The sequence below is a fragment of the Pseudomonas sp. PWP3-1b2 genome (assembly GCF_049896045.1).
GTDB lineage: Bacteria > Pseudomonadota > Gammaproteobacteria > Pseudomonadales > Pseudomonadaceae > Aquipseudomonas > Aquipseudomonas antarctica_B.
Genome location: NZ_JAFCTN010000006.1, coordinates 1 through 17,056, shown reverse-complemented (window position 1 = coordinate 17,056; position 17,056 = coordinate 1). Strand labels below are relative to the sequence as shown.

The following is a 17,056-nucleotide window of genomic DNA, read 5'->3' as shown; positions in this document are numbered from 1 at the left end:
CGGGGCGTTGAATTACAGGAAGAAATCCATGCGGAAGTAGATCGGCGCTTCGCGCTCGCTCATCACTGCCGGGCGTTCCAAAGAATGCGCAAAGGTCACGCTGGTGCTGACGTATTTGCCACGGGCGAACAGCTCCAAGGAGTTGCTCGAGACCCGGCCGTGCACTTCGCCGTTGTAGCGGCCGTTGCTGATCACGCCCTGGTCGTAGCCGACGCTGGCGCCGTATTCGGCAAAGGCTGGGCGCATCCAGTCCCAGGTCACTGGGCGGGCCCAGCGCACGTCGTTGCGCCAGTAGCCGCCGCTGTCGCCGGTGAGTTGCTGGTCTTTGAAACCGCGTACCGAGGATGAGCCGCCGAGGCTCATGCGCTGCGGGCTGAACAGCACGTCTTCGCTGCGTTGGCCGGTGGCCAGGCTGGAAAAGCTGAACGACTCGCCCCACAACGAAAAAGGCTGCAGGTAGCTGACGGTGGCGGTGTATTTGCGGTAGCGCGGGTTGGGGTTCAGATCGTCAAACTGGTTACGGCCTTGATGGCTGTTCTGCGCATCGAAGGCACCGATACCGTTTTGCATGCCGAGGTCGACGTTGACGAAGGCCGTGCCGATGCGGCGGCCGTGGTTGATGCCCAGTTGCAGTTCGCTCAGGCGGTTGCTGCTGGTACCGAGGCGCTCATCGTTGATGTAGTTGTTGGTGCGCAAATGCGCGACCCCGGCGTTGAGCGAGGTTTTGCTGACGTCGTCGCGGTGGATCACCCGCTCGGCGCGAAACTGGTGGTTTTCGTTGTCGCCCGACTGCTTGAACTTGAAGGTGTCCGTTTCGCCCACGGCGCGGTAATCACTCTCGCTGTAGGTGTAACTGAAGTTCCACCAGCCCCACGGCAGGTTGTAGTAGAGCATGCTGTTTTTCGAGGTTTTCTGATGGTCGCTGACACCGTCGTGGCCGCCGCGCAGCACCAGTTGGTCGGCCAGGCCAAGCGGGCTGTCCCACTCAAGGCCAGCGCCCCATTGCTGTTCGCCGGTGCTTTTCTGGCCGTCGTTATTGCGCGAGAGGCTGGCACGCCAAGGCTTTTGCGGGGTGTTCTTGACCACCACGTCGCTGCCGCCAATCTGGCTGCCGGGGGTGAGTTCCATTTGTGCCTGTTTTGATGGCAGGCGGTTCAACTGGTCCACCAGTTGCTCGACTTCACGCAGGTTGAGCGCTTCGCCAACCTTGCCGGGAAAGGCCATGGCCAGTTCGCGGTCGGTCACGTTGCTGCCTTCGGCACCTTTCAAGGCTTCGAGTTTGCCCTCGACCACCAACACCTGCAGGTGGCCGCTGGAGAGGTCCTGCTGCGGCAGGTAGGCGCGGCTGGTAACGCGACCTTTGGCGATGTAGTAATCGGTGATCTGCTTGAGCAGTTCATTGAGCTGCGACACGCCCAGGCACTGGCCAACGTAAGGCTTGAGCAGGCGCTCGCGGTCGGACGCGGGCAGGCTGTCGGCGCCCTTGAGTTCGATGTCTTTGATGGGGAAGCAACGGGCGTCCACGGGCGCAGCCGGGGCTTGAGGCTTGGCCTCTTTGCCGGGCAGGTCCTTGAGTTCTTCAAGACGGCGCTGCTGCTCTTCGAGCAGGCGGTTTTGCCGGTCGCGGATCAAGTCTTGATCCCCAGGCGTGGGGGCGGCCATGGCGCTGTTCAGGCTCAGGTAAGCGAGCAGGAAAGTGCACAGCAAGTACCGAGTCCGTGGTAATAACGAAGACATGTTCGATCCATCGATAATCAAGGGGCGGCAAACTAACATCGAACTTCCGTGGGTCCAAGACGCTGGACCAGGCGGTCATTCGCGCTAAAAAATTGCGCAAGCCGTTGATAAGTAAACAAAACCAATTATCAAAAAAGAGTTACAACCTGTTACTGGAAGTTTTATTCCGACAGGCGGCAACTGTTTTGATAGCGATTCGACGAACTGCCCATTGAGAGCCATTATTTAGCCATCAAGTACGCGTCGAGATAGGTTAGTGCCGAGGAATGCAGAAAAGTTCTCGGGCGTTTTGTGAATTGGATCCCATTTATCGCAATACCAGGCAAGGCAAGCAGAGTGTGGGAGCTGGCTTGCCTGCGATGGCCTTGGGTATCTACACAATCTTCAAAGGCTGTCGAAACTCCCTGTGGCGAGCGGGCTTGTCCCGCGCTGGGCTGCGAAGCAGCCCCAAAACCAGCCTCCACGGTGTGTCAGATACATCGCATGCTTCTTTACTGGGGCTGCTGCGCAGCCCAACGCGGGGCAAGCCCGCTCGCCACAACGGCGCTGTCTACAAGGGAAAACCAGTCTCAGCCGGCGCTCTGGTCTTTTTCGGCGCCCGGCACCAGGGTCAGGCCAGGGCGTTCCACGTCGCGGGACACCTGGGATTTAACATCTTCCACACCGCCTTCATCGTCGTTGTGGATCACCAACACACCGGGCTTGCGAAATTGTTCCAGGTGGCCGTCGCCCAGGTTGAAGCTTTTGCTAAGGCTCTTGTCGCTGAGCGCATTGGCCTCGGCGCGGCGCTGGGCGAACTTGCGCCCTCGGCGCTGCTGGTAGCGTGCCCAACTGATGAGGATCAGCGCGTTGAACACGGCAATCCACAGGTAGGTCTGCAAGGTATTGAGCGCGGCAAAAATCGGCGCGTCCAGGCGCGGGCCGCCGTGGGTTTCGAGCATGGCGCTCATCCCGCGGGCCAGCAGCCAGATCAACCCGGCCCACGCGAGTACCGTCAACAGCACATCAACGATCCACATCACCGGGTTTTGGCGAGTCCTAACCAGTTTCATGATCACGCCTCCTCTTGGCTGGGTTTAATACCGCGGTCCGGGCTGACCCAGCGCGCGCGTTTCTGGTGCTGGTTGAACAGCACTTTGGGAAAGCTGACCAGCGTGGTGAACAAGCTGACCAGCCAGAACACCATCGGGTACCACACGGTCCAGAACAGGGTTTTCCACAGGTCTTTTTCGTAGCGCCGATCGATCAGAATGCTCACCGCAAATTGCAGCAGGCAAACCATCGCCAGCACCAGGCCGGTAAACGCCGGCGGCATCAGGGAGTCCACGGCAATCGCTTGCGGCAGCACCATGAATTTGCCCATGCCCCAGAAGATCACCGACAGCAAAAAGGTGAAGGCCCAGCCGGTGGACAGGCAGTACTCGAACAGCAGCGGCCACAGGTAGCGATGGCGCCACTGCCAGATACCCCGGATGTTTTTGAACAGCACTTCGGCGCCGCCCTGGGCCCAGCGCAGGCGTTGTTTCCACAAGCCACCGACGGTTTCGGGCATCAGGATCCAGCACAGCGCGCGCGGCTCGTAGAAGATGCTCCAGTGGTCCAGTTGCAGTTTCCAGCTGACGTCGATGTCTTCGGTGATCATGTCGGTGGACCAGTAGTCGATGCGGTCCAACGCCTTCTTGCGAAACGCGACCACCACACCCGACACCGTGAAGATCCGGCCGAACACGCGCTGGGTGCGTTTGATCAGGCCGATGATCGAGGAGAACTCGCCCACCTGCACGCGGCCAATCAAGGTCGAACGCGTGCGGATACGCGGGTTGCCGGTCACGGCGCCCAGACGCGGGTTATCGAGCATTGGCGCGACCATATACGCCGCTGCGTTTTTATCGAGCAAGGCATCGCCGTCAATGCACACCAGGTATTCACTGCGCGCGGCCACGGCACCCATGCGCAACGCCACGGCTTTGCCCTGGTTTTGCGCCAGGTGCAACACGCGCAGGCGCGGGTGCTGCAAGGCCAGGGCATCGAGCACTTCGGCAGTGTTGTCTTTGGAGCCGTCGTTGACCGCGATCACTTCGATGTTGGGGTACAACTGGCCCAGCGCCGCGTGAATGGTGTCGGCTACGTTGTCGCCCTCGTTGTAGCAAGGGACGATGATCGAGATCAGCGGTTCGCCGGCCAGGGTCGGCGCCGGCGTGTCTTCCTTCCACGGCCAGTGGCGCTCCCAATGCAGCCAGAAGTACAGGCCGCCGGCGATCCACAGCGCTGACATGAACAGCGGGTAAAAGAACACGAAGTCCATCAGGAACTGCCCGGTGACCAGAAATATCAGGCCCAGGGGCACACCCAATACCAGCGCCAACACGAATAAAGCCAGGATTCTGTCGAACATGGTCAAGGGTTCCATTGATTGGAAAGGGCCGGACGTACCGTCTTCAGGTCCGGGGAGTTTTCCAGGAAGTTATCCGGGTAGTAGCCAAAGCTCCTGACCCCCTGGCGTTTGAGTACACCCATCCATTCGGCCATCTGCGCCCCGTCGATGTTTGGCGCGTCTTTCGTGCGCCAGTCTTTGGCTTGCAGTTCAAACACGGTGCGCTGCAATGCACCGGGCCTTGCCTTGACGGTGGCCACGAGTTTTTCCAGCCAGGCGTTGGAGTTCTTCAGCGTCTCGCCTTCCATCAACGGCATGGCCATCGGCGCGGTCCAGTCGTAGGTCTGGAGGAAGTCGTCGAGGTTCTGCGCGAACCAGGTTTCGCTGGCCGGGTTGAGCATCGGCTCGGCGAAGATGTTGCGCGCGGTCTGTACCTGCGGCCCACGGACAGCGCGAACCTTGGCGGTCAGCTCCTCGGTGAAGTCGATCAGGTAGCGGCTCTTGAAGCGGGTCCAGCGTTGCATCACGGCCGGGTCGGCGCGCAGTGCGGCGATGCTGTTGGGCAGGCCATTGGCGGCGTAGGCCTTGAGCGCGGCGGGGCTGGCGTCTTCAAAGTCGGAGAACAACGCGTCGTCGTGGTACAGCACGCCATCAATCGAGGTGTTGCGAGCCAGGTCTTCGTAGATCTCGCCGATTTGCTGACGCACCTTCGGATCAAACGGCGACAGGCGTTTGTATTGGTCCGGGTCGATGCCGACCTGGCCGGTTTTCGGGTCCCACCGCGTCACGCGCGGCAAGGCCGGGTCGAGGGCAAAACTGAGCACCGGCATCCACGCGTAAATCGCCACATGGCCACGGGTGCGCAGTTGCCAGGTCACGCGGTTGAACAAGTCCTGGCGCACCGGCAGGTGGCGGTTGGGGAAGTACAGCGAGTGCACCAGGCCGTCGCCCTTGGGGTCGGCGAAGGCTTGCAGGAACACGGTGCTGGCGCCCATGTCGACCACGCGCTGGATCAACTGATCGAGGTTGCGCGCCTCTTGGGCCGGGTCGGCATCGTAGACGTTGTCCAGGTCCACGTGCAGCACGCGCATGGAAGTCCGCGACTGGGTGCCGACGATGGCGTTGGCGTAATGCTCGCCGTCCGGGTCGGAAGCCACCAGGAACCGCGGGCTGCTTTGGAGGTTGGCAAGGTCGTCGAGGCCGTCGTCCAGGGTCAGCGACATCTGATAGCCCTGCTCGCCCACCACCGCGAGTGAGGTGCCATCGGCGGCGCCGTAAGGCCACACCCACACGCGCGGCGTCTTGCCGGTGACTGCGCGCAGTTTATTGGTAATTGCCGTCACGTCGGCCCGCATGCGCGCCTGGAACTGGGCTTCGGTTTCATATCGGCCGGTGGCGGCGTCATAACGACGGGTTGCGGCGGCGGGCTCCAGGTTGCCTTGGGGGTTGGCCAGGATGCCGGTGTGGCTGGCGTCGGTGTGGGCGGCGATTTCCACCAGGTTCGACTTCGAAATTTCGCGCACCTGCTCCCAGGTCAGGAAGTCGGAACGGGCGCGGGGTGTGCCGGCAAAGTCCACGGGTTTGTTCAGCGGCGTGTCGATCCAATAGCCCACTGGCGCCAAAACGGCGGGCCAGTTATAGGCGCGCAGAATCGGCAGCACACGGGTATAGAAGCTCGAATAACCATCGTCGAAGCTGAGCATCACGGCTTTGGGCGGCAACTCACGCCCGCCGCTGCGCGCGGCCAGGATCTGGTCGACGCTGACCGGCTGGTAGCCGTTCTCGCGCAGCCAGGCCAACTGGTCAATCAAGCGCTCGGTGCGCACCGCCACCACCGCCTGATCGGGGTCGCGGTCTTCGATGTCGTGGTAGGCAATGCCCAGAAAGTGGTTTTTCGGCCACGGCGCTTCACGCGCGGGAACCGGGCGTTCGGCGGGGGGCGTGTAGGGCGCGGGCTGCTGGGCGCAAGCGCCGGCGAGCATTACACCCAGGACCAATAAGCAACGGCTGAGAACAGTCATGGTCAGGCTCTTCTAGAAACGGTAAGTGAGGTCGATGAGCAGGCGCAGGTCGCGCTCGCGATCGCCGTCATAAGGGCGGCTGATCAGGCTCAGGTTGGCGCCGGCTTCCAGTACGTCGTTCCAGCGAACGCGTTGGCCGTAGCCGATCAAACCGACGCCACCGGTGGAGTAATCCCGTTGGCTATACGTACCTGCACCGACCTGGAACTGCTGGCTCCACTGGGTCTCGTAGCGGTGATAGAGCACATGGTTGACCGTGACGGTGGGCAACACACTGAGGTCAGACTTGGGGTTGAAGTAGACCGCGTCGTCCTTGGTGTTGCGGCTGGCGCCGACTTCCAGGCCCAGGTCGACTTGCACGTTGGGCGAGCTGTAGACGCCCTGGCGCCCGGTGAGCAAGGCTTCAAGGCGGTTGTTGCCGTCACTGAAGTGCGAGGGGCTCAACGACAGTTTCCACTCGCGGCTTTCGTTCTGGCGCCAGCGGATAAAGCCGCTGCCGCCATTGGCCGTCACGTCGTCATTCAGCGCACGCAGCGGCGTAGTGGTGAGGAGGTAGCCGAGGCTGCCGCCGTACTGCCAGTTGTCATTGATGTCACGGGTAATCGACACCGCTGCGCCCTGCTTGGCGCCATAACCGTAGGAATGGTTGGAGACTTCGGCCTCCAGGGTCATGTCGCGGGTGCGCTGTTCCACGCCGACACGCTGCCAACGGTGCTGGCCGGTGCCTTCGGTGAAGTCGGCGGTGGCGTAACCGGCACCGGCGAACACGCGCCAGTCTTCGTTGATCGGCGGGCTGTAGAGCACACTTTCGATGCCCCAGTCACGACTGCCCGCCACTGCGCCGGCGTCGCCATTGTTGCCGCCGCCAAAGCTCTTGCCGGTGTAGGCCTCGACGCGCAATTCGGCCATGTCGTGTACATCGCGCAGACGGCTGAGGCGCTGCACCTGGCGGTTGTCCGGGTTGCGTGCGAGTACATCGTCCGTCAACGCGTCCATCTGGCGCCACTCCTGCAGGTCCATGGCGGTGTAGGCCTGGGACACTTCCAGGCCAATGTCACGCGGCGCCTGAGCTTCGATTTCCTTGAGGGTGCCTTCGGCGCGCCGGGGCAGGTCGCGGGCACGGTACATGTCGGCTTGAGCCAGGCGCAGGCCGACGTTGCCCGGAGCCCTGGCCACCAGGGCTTCAAGGCCGGTTTCGCTGCCTTGCAGGTCGCCGCCGTAAGTGCCGGCCTGGGCCGACAGTTGCTGGGCGTCCATCCAATTGTCATTCGGGTTGCCGATCGCCAGGCCCTTGAGTTCCACACGCGGCTTCTGGCTGGTGGCGAGGTCGTTGGCGACGGTACGCGCTTCGTCGACTTTGTCGCTTTCGAGCAGCGCGTAAAACAGCGCAGTGCTGTCATCGACACGGTAACTGGCGTCGGCGTCCGGGGCGGTCAACACCTGGCGATACAGCGGTTCGGCCTGTTCCGGCTGACGCTGGTCGAGGTAAGACGCGGCAACCCAGCGCAGCGCATACGTCGGCAGCTGCACGCCTTCACCCTTGAGGGCCTGGTACTCGCGGATCACCTCAGCGGTGCGCGCCCGTGCCTTTAGCGCGCCAAGGCGGTCGATGCGCCAGCGCACCACGTCGTCATGGGCACTGGCGTCCGGCGTCCAGCGCGTGAGCAATTTGTCGTAGTCATTGAGGGCGCGGTCGGCAACCACATACCGCTCTTTCTCGGTGCGCGTGGCGTACTCGGCCATGCGCACGCGCTCGGCGGCGAGGTCACCTTCCAGCCGGCGCTGGGTCACGGCGTCGAGCACCCCAGGGTGTTTGGCCGACAGGCGCAGCGCCGGTTCCGGCAAGCGGGCTTTTTGCAGGGCGACGATGTACTCGCGCACCACTTCGGGCTTATCGCCGGCGCGGATGAAGGCTTGGTCAAACTCGAACAGGGCGTCGTAATTCAGGCCGGCGCGGGTGAGCGCATAACCCAGGGCCATGCGGCGATTCGGGTCATTGGGGTTGGCGGCGACCAATGCACGCGTGCGGCGCACCGCTTCAGCGGTTTGGCCGCCGTCGGCCTGGGTCAGGGCCTGGCCCAGTTGCAGGTCAATATTGTTCGGCTCGCGCAGCAGCGCCTGCTGGTAAACCGCCAGGGCTTGCGGCCACTGCTTTTGATTGCGATAGGTGCGCGCCACTGTGGCGAGCGCCTGAGTGGTGAGGTTGCGATTCTTGCCCTGGGCCTCGTAGACCTTGAGCACTTCGGCGTCTTGCCCGGCCCACCCGGCAATCACCAGGTGATCGCTGATCTGGCCTGGCGTCTGGCGTTCGGCGGAAAGCTGGCGCAATTGGCTCAGGGCGGGCGTGAAATTGCCGTTGCGCGCCTGAATGATCAGGGCATCGTAAGCCGGGTCGGCCATGGCGACAGCGGGCATCAGCAACTGGCTGCACAAGGCTGCCCCGATGAGCAGTCGCAACCGGCCCGAAGCACTGAGAGGTAGGTTTCGCAGCATATCGTGAGCTTCCTTACACGCGGAAAGCTGTAACGATGGGTAGCCCTGAGCAATTCGCATCAGGGTGCCGGCGTCTAGTGACCCGGCCTAGCTTTCCTGTGGGAACTATCCCTCAGGAAAGTGGGAGAAAGGGCAATTCGGAACAATTGTTCAGAATTGGTGGGTGGGTGGGTGTGCTTGATGTACCGAGGTGCCTGCATCGCAGGCGAGCCAGCTCCCACAGAAGAGCAGATTTGTGCAGGTATTGAATTCTTACTCGGTCGAAACTGTGGGAGCGGGCTTGCTCGCGAAGGCGGCGGGTCAGTTGATTGATTTGGTAGCTGATACACCGCATTCGCGAGCAAGCCCGCTCCCACAATTGGATCTCCATTTTGTCTGGGAGACCGCAATCTGCTCTTAAAAGAAAAGCGCTTTTGATTCAACCACTCAGGTCGGCTACTAGGCCGCCGTGCTTTTGATCTGAGACGCCCCGTTAACCACGATGGCCGAACGCAGGCTTGAAGCCGTGGGTAACCCGGCAGGACGCCGGGTTAGCCGTGCTGGGCCAAGGATGGCCCATCACGGCGGCCCACGGATTCAAGCCGGAGTGAGGGCACACCGAGCCTTAGCGAGGTGCCAAGTGGTGGGGCAAGAGCCCTTTTGGTTACTTTTGGGGCTCTTTTCCAAAAGTGACCCGCTGTAAGAGCGGAACCGATTTCAGCCGTTACCCAAACAACGGATATGTACCAAGACAAACCGCCATCGCGAGCAAGCCCGCTCCCACAGGGTTATGCAGTGCGTCTGGCTACTTACTGAGCGCCGCTGACCGCACCCGCTTTAGCCATCACAAACCCAATAAACTGCTCAACGGTCATCTTCTGCCCATTGAAGGTCACTTCATTGTTGGCGTAATGCAGCTTGGACACCACATCAGTACCCACCAGGGTCGCCAGTTGAGTCCCCACTGCCATGCCGCTGACCATCTCAGCCGCCATCTGCGATTGCTGCTCGATGGCTTTAGGATCAGTCACGCCACCCGCCTGCGCTTGCAGGCCGGCCACGTCGCCGATCATCGGCTTGGACAGGGTCAGGTTGGCATCCAGCAAGGCAACCATTTGTTTGCCCAGTTCAACCGGTGGCAGCTGCATGGACGCTGGCTTGGTCAGGTCCACGATCAGGTTGAACTTGCTCTCGCCGTGGGTGGTTTTCAGCGACAGGTTTTCCACGGCCACTTGCGGCTTGGCAGCCAGCACTTGGTTGACGTTGGCTTCGACCAGGGTCTGTTCGGCTTCGGTCAGTTGCAACTCAGGCACCGGTTGACCGGCAGCGGCGGCGGCTTGCACCGGCTGCATTTTGTCCTGGTAGAGCTTGGTCAGCAGCAGCATCGCCGGAATGTCGACGTTCTTCATGCTCAGGGCCATGGCGGCCGAGCCGACGGGCTTACCCTGGAAACCAATCTCGTCGATCTTGTAGTCGACGCGGCCGGCCAGGTTGTTGTCTTTGGTTTCGCTGGTGTCTTTCTGCTCAAAGCCCTTGAAGGTCAGCACGGTTTTCTGCGGGCCGTAGGTGACCTTGGAATCGGTCAGCTCGACGGTGTTTTGCCCGGTGTAGAAACCAAAGCTGGATTTTTCCAGGTTGCTGGCCACGGTCAGGCCGGACAGTTCGGCGTCGAACGGTGCACCGTTGGCATCGATGACCGAGACTTTGAGGCTGTTCATGAAGCCTTCAGCCTTGACCTTCTGGCCTTCGGCGGTGCTGTCGAAGTCCATGTTGGCGCCGCTGAAGCTGACCGAGGACTTGTCGTCCTTGAGCTCCAAAGGCAGCAGTTCGACGTTGCCGTTGACCGAACGGTTGTAGCCGATGTTGGCCACGCCTTTGAGTGGCGACACGTCTTTGCTGGCAGCGAACCATTTTTCGGTGGTGGCGTTTTTTTCCAGCTCATAGTGACTGGTGGCCATGACCGGCAACCATTTCAGCGATACCAGGCGCGAGAACGGCAGCGGGCCGTGTTCGATGTGGTCGACGAACAGCAACTCCGGGTTCGGGTTGTCTTCACCGAACACACTGCCATGCCCTTTCAGACGGTAGTGAGCGGTGCTGCTGAAAAGGCCACGGTCCAGGGACACCAACTCCAGGCTCGCGGAGCCATCGACGCCGGCCATGGAGGTCTGCAGTTCTTTGTTGGCGTTCTGGATCGCGGTTTGCAGCACCGGCTCCAGCTGCTTACCGGTGTACCAGGCGCCGCCTGCACTGATGGCGCCGACGGCGACAACGAAACCCAAAAAAACAACTGCTGGCTTATTCATGAAGTGACCTGATCAAATCCTGTGAGAAGTGGGCTGTCTTCCTTGAACCCCGAGGGGGTTGGCTCAAGCACGCCGAAAACGGGGGAAGATTAGCACTCGCGGCCGCGTACGGCGCAGTTTTTCAGAGGGTCTGGCCTGCGGTTGGTTCACCCAGCGGCTCAGGAATACTCGGTTTCGATCTCATCAAGCTGGTGATCAAAACTCTTCAGGCGTGCCGTCCAGGTGTACACCAACACCTCAAACTCGCGGTGTATCACCGCATTGCCTGGGGTATCGACCTTGGGGTCACAGAAGTCCAGTTGGTAGCGTTCGCGGGCCATTTGGTTGGCTACGTCAGACAATTCCCGCGCGTTATTCAGCCAATGCCTGCCGTCGGCTACCTGTTTGTCGAGCAGCACACATTGTTTTTTCAGGGCTTCGAGGCTTTTTTCAAGCGGCGTGCCGGTGAGTTCGCCCATCACTTCCTGAAACGTTCGCCCAGGTTGCCAATAGCTGCCCCAGAAGTAGCGGTCGAACACGGTTTCAACACGGCGCAGCGCGACCTTGGTGTCCCAGATCACCACGCGGGTCTTGCCTTGTTCGAGCAAGCGCCGCTTCACCTGTTGATTTTGATAGGACGCCCAGGCGACCACGCCAATGGACAGGGTGCCGATTACCAGGCAGGCGCTGTCGAGAAACACCATGGCGGTGTCGATTTGGTGAGCGAGCATGACGCCGTAAAAATAGGCAGCCGATAACAACACCAGTGCGAAGAACACGCACCAGAAAGCGGGAGCATAAGGGTTTTTCATTATTCGAATCCCCATGAGCAAACGCGAGCAGTGTCAGGCGAGCCATCACGGGGCCCGCCTGACAAAGCATAGCGTTTCGCTCAGGGTTTGCCGGGCTGTGACGCTTGCGTTCGTCCGCTTTCCCAGCCGCCGCCCAAGGCGAGGAACAGATTGATCTGGCTCATGGCGACCTGGGTGTTCGCCGCCGCCAGTTGCGCGCGCACATCCGTGTAGGTGCGGGTGGCTTGCAGGTCGGCCAGGAACGACGCGCGGCCAGCCAGGAAGAAGCGGTGCGTTTGCTCCGACGCTTCCTTGGCCGACTCACCAGCATCGGCCAGCGCGTCCCGGCGTTGCAGTTGCGCGGTGTACTGCGCGAGGCCGGTCTGGGTTTCGCGGATGGCGTTTAGCACCACGCCGTCGAAGTGCGCGAGAGCGCCCTGGGTGGCGGCTTCGGCTTCATGGATACGCGCGCGGGCGCCGTTGGTCGGCACGGTCCAGCTGATCAGCGGGCCAAAACCCCAGCGGTTGGTCGGCGCCGTGCCCAGGTCATCCAGCAGACCCACGGTCCCAACCGTGGCGCCGATGCTGATGTCCGGGTACAAGGCACCGGTGGCGACGCCGATCCGCGCGGTCGCGGCGGCCAGTTGGCGTTCAGCCTGGCGCACGTCAGGGCGGCGCTTGAGCAGCGTCGCGCCATCGCCGACCGGCAGCAACTGAGCGATGTGCGGCAACTCGGCGCAACTGGCGGTGCCCGCCGGCAATTGGTCCAGCGGCTTGGCCAGCAGCATCGACAAGCGGAACAACCCTGACTGGCGTGCCGCTTCGTAGCGCGGCATGTCGGCGCGCAAGGATTTGTATTGGGTTTGCGAGCGGGTCACCTGGGTTTCATCGCCGCGCCCGGCGTCACGCAAGCGCTGGGTCAGTTTGGTGCTCTGGGCTTGCAGGCTAAGCGACTCGTTGGCAATCGCCAGCTCTTCGTTGGCCGCGCACACTTGGGTATAAGAACGCACGACATCCGCGACCAGTGTGATGCGCGCAATATCGGCCGCTGCCTGGGCCGCGTCCGCACTTGCCTGGGCGCTTTCAATGCCGCGCTGCAAGGTGCCGAACAGATCGAATTGATACGAGGTGGTGATACCGACACTGCCGATATTGCCCACCGGGACTTTTTCCGTCAGCAAAAACGCTTCGCCCGACTCCTGCAAGCGTTGGGCTTCGGCCTTGGCGCCAAGGCTCCAGCCGCCTGCGGATTCAGCTTGTTCGGTCTGGTAACGCGCACGTTGCAAGTTGGCGGCGGCCACGCGCAGGTCGGTGTTGGAGGCCATAGCCTGGCGCACCAGCTCATCCAGGCGCGGGTCTTTGTAGAGCTTCCACCAGTCCGCCGGCACCGGCGCCGACACCACGTTGCTGCCCTCGCCCGCGATTGGGCCTTGCAGGTCGCCACGGTTCACGGCGGACTTTTCCGGCAGCTTGTAATCGGGGCCCACCACTTGGCAGGCCGACAGCAACAACCCCAGCGCAGCGGTTGCCAGCAGCTGCTTCATTGTGTGTCTCCGTCTTTGACCTTATCGCCGATGATCGACACCGTCGCCGTACGCCCGGCGATCATGCGGAAGTCCGCCGGCACATCATCAAAGGCAATCCGCACCGGAATCCGCTGGGCCAAGCGCACCCAGCTGAACGCCGGGTTGACGTTGGGCAGCAGGTTGGAGCCGCTGCTGCGGTCGCGGTCTTCGATACCGGCGACGATGCTCTGCACATGGCCACGCAGGCGCGCGTTGTCGCCGATCACGCGGATATCCACGGCCATGCCCACGTGAATGCCGTCCAGCTTGGTTTCTTCGAAATAGCCGTCGATGTGGAAGGAATTGCTGTCCACCACCGACAACACTGGCCGGCCGGCGGTGACGAATTCCTGAGCACGCGGCGCTCGGTCGTTGACGTAGCCGTCCACCGGGCTGCGGATCACCGAGCGGTCGAGGTTGAGCTGCGCAGCGTCCACCGCCACTTGCGCTTCGGCGAGGGCCGATTGAGCGCGGGCCACGCGGGACTGGCTTTCTTCCAGTTGCTCACTCGGCACCAGGTTGCCCAGGCCACGGTTACGCTTGTACTCGCGGCTGGCTTGCGCCAGGGTTTCCTGGCGGTCAGCCAGCGCAGCCTGGGCTTGGCGCAGGGCCAGCTTGAAGCGGTCCTGGTCAACCGCAAACAGCACTTGGCCCTTGGCTACCAATTGGTTGTCGCGCACGTCGACTTGCTGGATCAGCCCGGACACGTCCGGAGCGATCTGCACGATGTCGGCACGGATGTGCCCGTCACGGGTCCAGGGCGCAAACATGTAGTACATGACCATGCGCCACACAACGACGACCGCAAACGTCACGATCAACAACGTGAGGACGACACGGCCGATGGTCAAAAAAGGTTTTTTCATGTCATCAGGTATCGACTGAGTGAGTCCACCGCGCCCAGCAACAGCGCGTAGAGCCCCACATTGAACAATGCCCGGTGCCAGACCAGGCGATAGAAGTGAATGCGCGTCAACAGCCCGTGCACCACCAGAAACAACACATACGTAATGCCCATCAGCACCAGCAACGTGGGCAGGAACACCCCGCTGATGTCCAGATCACCGATCATAAAGGCGCTCCATCAGGCAGCGGCGCGTCCATCTCGGTGCCGCCAATAAATTCCACGCCGGGCAGCAATGACAGGCGCAAACCGGCCAGCGCGTGCAGCAGATGCAGGCGGGTGTCATCTTCGTTCTGCAGGCCCTGCCCGTTGAGGGCGCGGCGCGTGCGGTCCAGGGTCATCAGCAGACCGCTCGGCGCGGGCAAGCGTTCACCCGCTTTCAGGCACGCCTTGAAGTAACCGCCGACGCCTTCCACCACTTGGTTGAGCAACACGCGCGGCACGCCGTAGATACGTGGCGAATAAGCCAGCAGGTCGAGCAGGTTCAGCGCCACGCGCAAATCGCGCAGGGCGGTGCCGGTGTCCTGGTTGATCAGCGCCAGGCGCGGCAAATGCTGCATCAAGCGGTCGAGCATTTGCGCGGCCATGTGCCGGTGCTCGGCCAAGGTTGCGGGCTCGGTGAGGCTGACAATGTCGCGCCAGCTGAAACGGGTCAGGCGCTTGGCCGCCAATTCAGCGCCGAAGGGCCGCGCGATCAGCGTCCACACGAAGGCAAACAGCAAGCCCACAGGCCCGGCCAGGTTGACGTTGGCGAAGTTGAGGAAGTCGGCGTCGTAGGCGCCCTGGATGCTGATAAACGACGAGGTGTTCACCAGCGTCAGCAGCATGCCCAGGTAAAAACGCGGCTGCACGGTGAGCGTGCCAATGCAGATAAACGGCACGGCGAACGCCAGCACCAGCATCGGAAAATCGTGCAGGTTGGGCAGCACCAAAAACAAATACAGGCTGGCGAACAGCACCGACATGGCGGTCCAGAAAAAGAACCGGAAAATCTGCGGCGCCGGGTCGTCCATCGTGGCGAAAAAACTGCAGGCCACTGCGGCCAGAATCACTGCGCTGCCGCCGTCGGTCCAGCCCAGCAGTATCCACAGCACCGACGCGACGATGATCGCGCTGACCGTGGAAAACGCCGAGTAGAACATCAGGCCACGGTCGAGAAACGGCGTGAGTCGGCCCAGGCGCCAGTGGCGGTACACGGCGCGCCAGGTGTCCTGGCTTTCGCCCTGGATGGCGGCTTGCAGGCTGCGACAGTCCTGCCACAAATCGATCCACTCGCCGAGGCGATACAGCGCGTTGGAGAACAGCAGCGTGTGGCGGTCATCCAGCGCTTCGCCCTGGGGTTGCAGGGCATCGACTTGATCGCGCAGGACGCGCCAGCTTTGCAGCGGCGCGCTGTCTTTGGTGTTTTCCAGCCACTGCGCGGCGGCCTCCAACACCGGCTCTATTCGTTCAAGAAACTCCGGCGCGCGGTGTTCGATGGCGTACAGCGCATCGTCGAGCGCATCCACCACCGGCAGCAGGTGAATCATGCGCCCGCGCAGTTCCTTGGTATTACGCACCGTCTGCGGCCGCGCGCCTTCGTGGGGCAACTGGCCGATCATCAATTCGAGGGTGTTGAAGGTGGCAACCATGCCGCCGCGCAAGGTGCTGATTTCTCCAGTGTCGACGTTGCGGGTCAGAAAACGCTGACTGTAGACCTGCGCGTCGGCAAACCACTTGGCCACCGAGCCGTCGAACACGGGCATCAGCCGACGCGGCCAGAACATTGCGCCGACCACAGCGGCTACCGCGATGCCGAGGAAGATTTCTTCGGTGCGCGCCTCTGCCACATCCCACACGGCCAGCGGGTTATCCACAACCGGCAGCGCAATCAGCGGCAAGGTGTAACCCGCCAGCATCAGTGCGTAGTTATTCGCCGTGCGCAGGTGCATCGAGAGGAACAGCAAAATGCCCGTCCACAACGCAATCACCACCACCAGCACATACGGCGCCTGCACAAACATCGGCACAAAAATCACCGCCGCCGCCGCGCCCATGAAGGTGCCGACGGCGCGGTACAGCGCTTTGGAACTGGTGGGGCCGACAAACGGGCTGGAGACGATATACACCGTGGCCATCGCCCAATACGGACGCGGCATTTGCATGAGCATGGCGATGTACAAGGCGATCATCGACGCTGCGAAGGTGCGCACGCCGTAGAACCAGTCTTTCGCAGGGGGCATGCCGGTAAAAAAGCCGTTCAAGAGGGCATCACCTCGGCCGCTTCAAAGGCACGCAGTACGCGCAGCGCGGCTTCAAGGTCGCTGCGGGCGATGTCGGCCAGCACTTCCTGGCGCAGACGCACCAGTTGCGATTCCACCGCTTGCACCAGCTCGCGGCCGCGCTCGGTAAGGCTCAAGGCCTTGGCGCGGCGATCGTGGACGTCTTCGGTGCGGCACACGTAACCGCCCGCGCACAGTTGGTCGAGCAGGCGCACCAGCGACGGGCTTTCCATCCCCGACGCCTGAGCCACTTTTACCTGATGCACACCATCGCCCAAGCGGCCGATCATCAACAACGGCACGGCGCAGGCTTCGGAAATACCGTAGCTCACCAGCGTGGTCTGGCAGATTTTGCGCCAGTTACGCGCACCCACCACCATGCTGCTGCTGAGGTTCATCTGGAGTTGTTCGAGGTTTTGAGACACTGAATAGTTCGCATACAGTTAGTTTGCTAACTATCAATATGGTGGATGGATCCAATGTCGTCAAGTTTTGATACAAATTTTTGATGGGTGGTGGCGGGTGTGAGTGAGTGAAGCGGGTTTGAGCTCGGACGCGGATTTTTCGGCCCTGAAAAATCAGTGTGGGAGCTGGCTTGCCTGCGATGGCGGCGGGGCAGGCGGCCACGAATTGGGCAGGCACGCCG

Annotated in this window: 12 protein-coding genes; all 12 read right to left on the bottom strand. The window is 61.9% G+C overall.

The annotated features are described in order from the left end of the window. Positions 1-12 precede the first annotated feature (12 nt). Positions 13-1,737 (bottom strand): ShlB/FhaC/HecB family hemolysin secretion/activation protein, encoded by a 1,725-nt coding sequence (locus tag ACP7A2_RS05760; protein WP_426133447.1) that lies wholly within the window; start codon positions 1,735-1,737, stop codon positions 13-15. Positions 1,738-2,306: 569 nt separating this feature from the next. Then, positions 2,307-2,789: a poly-beta-1,6-N-acetyl-D-glucosamine biosynthesis protein PgaD gene (gene pgaD / locus ACP7A2_RS05755; RefSeq protein ID WP_426133446.1), complete on the bottom strand. Its 483-nt coding sequence runs from the start codon at positions 2,787-2,789 to the stop codon at positions 2,307-2,309. Positions 2,790-2,791: 2 nt separating this feature from the next. Further along, positions 2,792-4,132: a poly-beta-1,6-N-acetyl-D-glucosamine synthase gene (gene pgaC / locus ACP7A2_RS05750; protein ID WP_426133445.1), complete on the bottom strand. Its 1,341-nt coding sequence runs from the start codon at positions 4,130-4,132 to the stop codon at positions 2,792-2,794. Between the two features lie 2 nt (positions 4,133-4,134). Then, positions 4,135-6,132: a poly-beta-1,6-N-acetyl-D-glucosamine N-deacetylase PgaB gene (gene pgaB, locus ACP7A2_RS05745; protein ID WP_426133444.1), complete on the bottom strand. Its 1,998-nt coding sequence runs from the start codon at positions 6,130-6,132 to the stop codon at positions 4,135-4,137. Positions 6,133-6,144: 12 nt separating this feature from the next. After that, positions 6,145-8,625 carry a poly-beta-1,6 N-acetyl-D-glucosamine export porin PgaA gene (gene pgaA, locus ACP7A2_RS05740; RefSeq protein ID WP_426133443.1) on the bottom strand — a complete coding sequence of 827 codons (2,481 nt, stop codon included), beginning with the start codon at positions 8,623-8,625 and terminating at the stop codon, positions 6,145-6,147. A gap of 788 nt (positions 8,626-9,413) precedes the next feature. Continuing rightward, positions 9,414-10,910, bottom strand: coding sequence for a YdgA family protein (locus ACP7A2_RS05735; protein WP_426133442.1), 1,497 nt, complete (start codon positions 10,908-10,910; stop codon positions 9,414-9,416). Positions 10,911-11,068: 158 nt separating this feature from the next. Beyond that, positions 11,069-11,701, bottom strand: coding sequence for an NADH:ubiquinone oxidoreductase subunit N (locus ACP7A2_RS05730; protein ID WP_348062332.1), 633 nt, complete (start codon positions 11,699-11,701; stop codon positions 11,069-11,071). A gap of 80 nt (positions 11,702-11,781) precedes the next feature. After that, positions 11,782-13,224, bottom strand: coding sequence for an efflux transporter outer membrane subunit (locus tag ACP7A2_RS05725; protein ID WP_426133441.1), 1,443 nt, complete (start codon positions 13,222-13,224; stop codon positions 11,782-11,784). After that, positions 13,221-14,111, bottom strand: coding sequence for an efflux RND transporter periplasmic adaptor subunit (locus tag ACP7A2_RS05720; protein ID WP_426133440.1), 891 nt, complete (start codon positions 14,109-14,111; stop codon positions 13,221-13,223). The genes ACP7A2_RS05725 and ACP7A2_RS05720 overlap by 4 nt, the downstream gene beginning before the upstream one ends. Then, the gene (locus tag ACP7A2_RS05715) at positions 14,108-14,317 is read right to left on the bottom strand and encodes a DUF1656 domain-containing protein (protein ID WP_016969155.1); all 210 of its coding nucleotides are present in this window, start codon (positions 14,315-14,317) and stop codon (positions 14,108-14,110) included. Before ACP7A2_RS05715 ends, ACP7A2_RS05720 begins: the two co-directional genes overlap by 4 nt. Beyond that, the gene (locus tag ACP7A2_RS05710; protein WP_426133439.1) at positions 14,314-16,392 is read right to left on the bottom strand and encodes an FUSC family protein; all 2,079 of its coding nucleotides are present in this window, start codon (positions 16,390-16,392) and stop codon (positions 14,314-14,316) included. The genes ACP7A2_RS05715 and ACP7A2_RS05710 overlap by 4 nt, the downstream gene beginning before the upstream one ends. Further along, on the bottom strand, positions 16,389-16,808 hold the full coding sequence (locus ACP7A2_RS05705; RefSeq protein WP_426133438.1) for a MarR family winged helix-turn-helix transcriptional regulator: 420 nt from the start codon (positions 16,806-16,808) through the stop codon (positions 16,389-16,391). Before ACP7A2_RS05705 ends, ACP7A2_RS05710 begins: the two co-directional genes overlap by 4 nt. Between the last annotated feature and the right edge of the window lie 248 nt (positions 16,809-17,056).

Coding starts and splice junctions, on each gene's coding strand:
- ACP7A2_RS05760 (WP_426133447.1), bottom strand. CDS start 1,737: ATGTCTTCGTTATTACCACGGACTCGGTACTTGCTGTGCACTTTCCTG.
- pgaD (WP_426133446.1), bottom strand. CDS start 2,789: ATGAAACTGGTTAGGACTCGCCAAAACCCGGTGATGTGGATCGTTGAT.
- pgaC (WP_426133445.1), bottom strand. CDS start 4,132: ATGTTCGACAGAATCCTGGCTTTATTCGTGTTGGCGCTGGTATTGGGT.
- pgaB (WP_426133444.1), bottom strand. CDS start 6,132: ATGACTGTTCTCAGCCGTTGCTTATTGGTCCTGGGTGTAATGCTCGCC.
- pgaA (WP_426133443.1), bottom strand. CDS start 8,625: ATGCTGCGAAACCTACCTCTCAGTGCTTCGGGCCGGTTGCGACTGCTC.
- ACP7A2_RS05735 (WP_426133442.1), bottom strand. CDS start 10,910: ATGAATAAGCCAGCAGTTGTTTTTTTGGGTTTCGTTGTCGCCGTCGGC.
- ACP7A2_RS05730 (WP_348062332.1), bottom strand. CDS start 11,701: ATGAAAAACCCTTATGCTCCCGCTTTCTGGTGCGTGTTCTTCGCACTG.
- ACP7A2_RS05725 (WP_426133441.1), bottom strand. CDS start 13,224: ATGAAGCAGCTGCTGGCAACCGCTGCGCTGGGGTTGTTGCTGTCGGCC.
- ACP7A2_RS05720 (WP_426133440.1), bottom strand. CDS start 14,111: ATGAAAAAACCTTTTTTGACCATCGGCCGTGTCGTCCTCACGTTGTTG.
- ACP7A2_RS05715 (WP_016969155.1), bottom strand. CDS start 14,317: ATGATCGGTGATCTGGACATCAGCGGGGTGTTCCTGCCCACGTTGCTG.
- ACP7A2_RS05705 (WP_426133438.1), bottom strand. CDS start 16,808: ATGAACCTCAGCAGCAGCATGGTGGTGGGTGCGCGTAACTGGCGCAAA.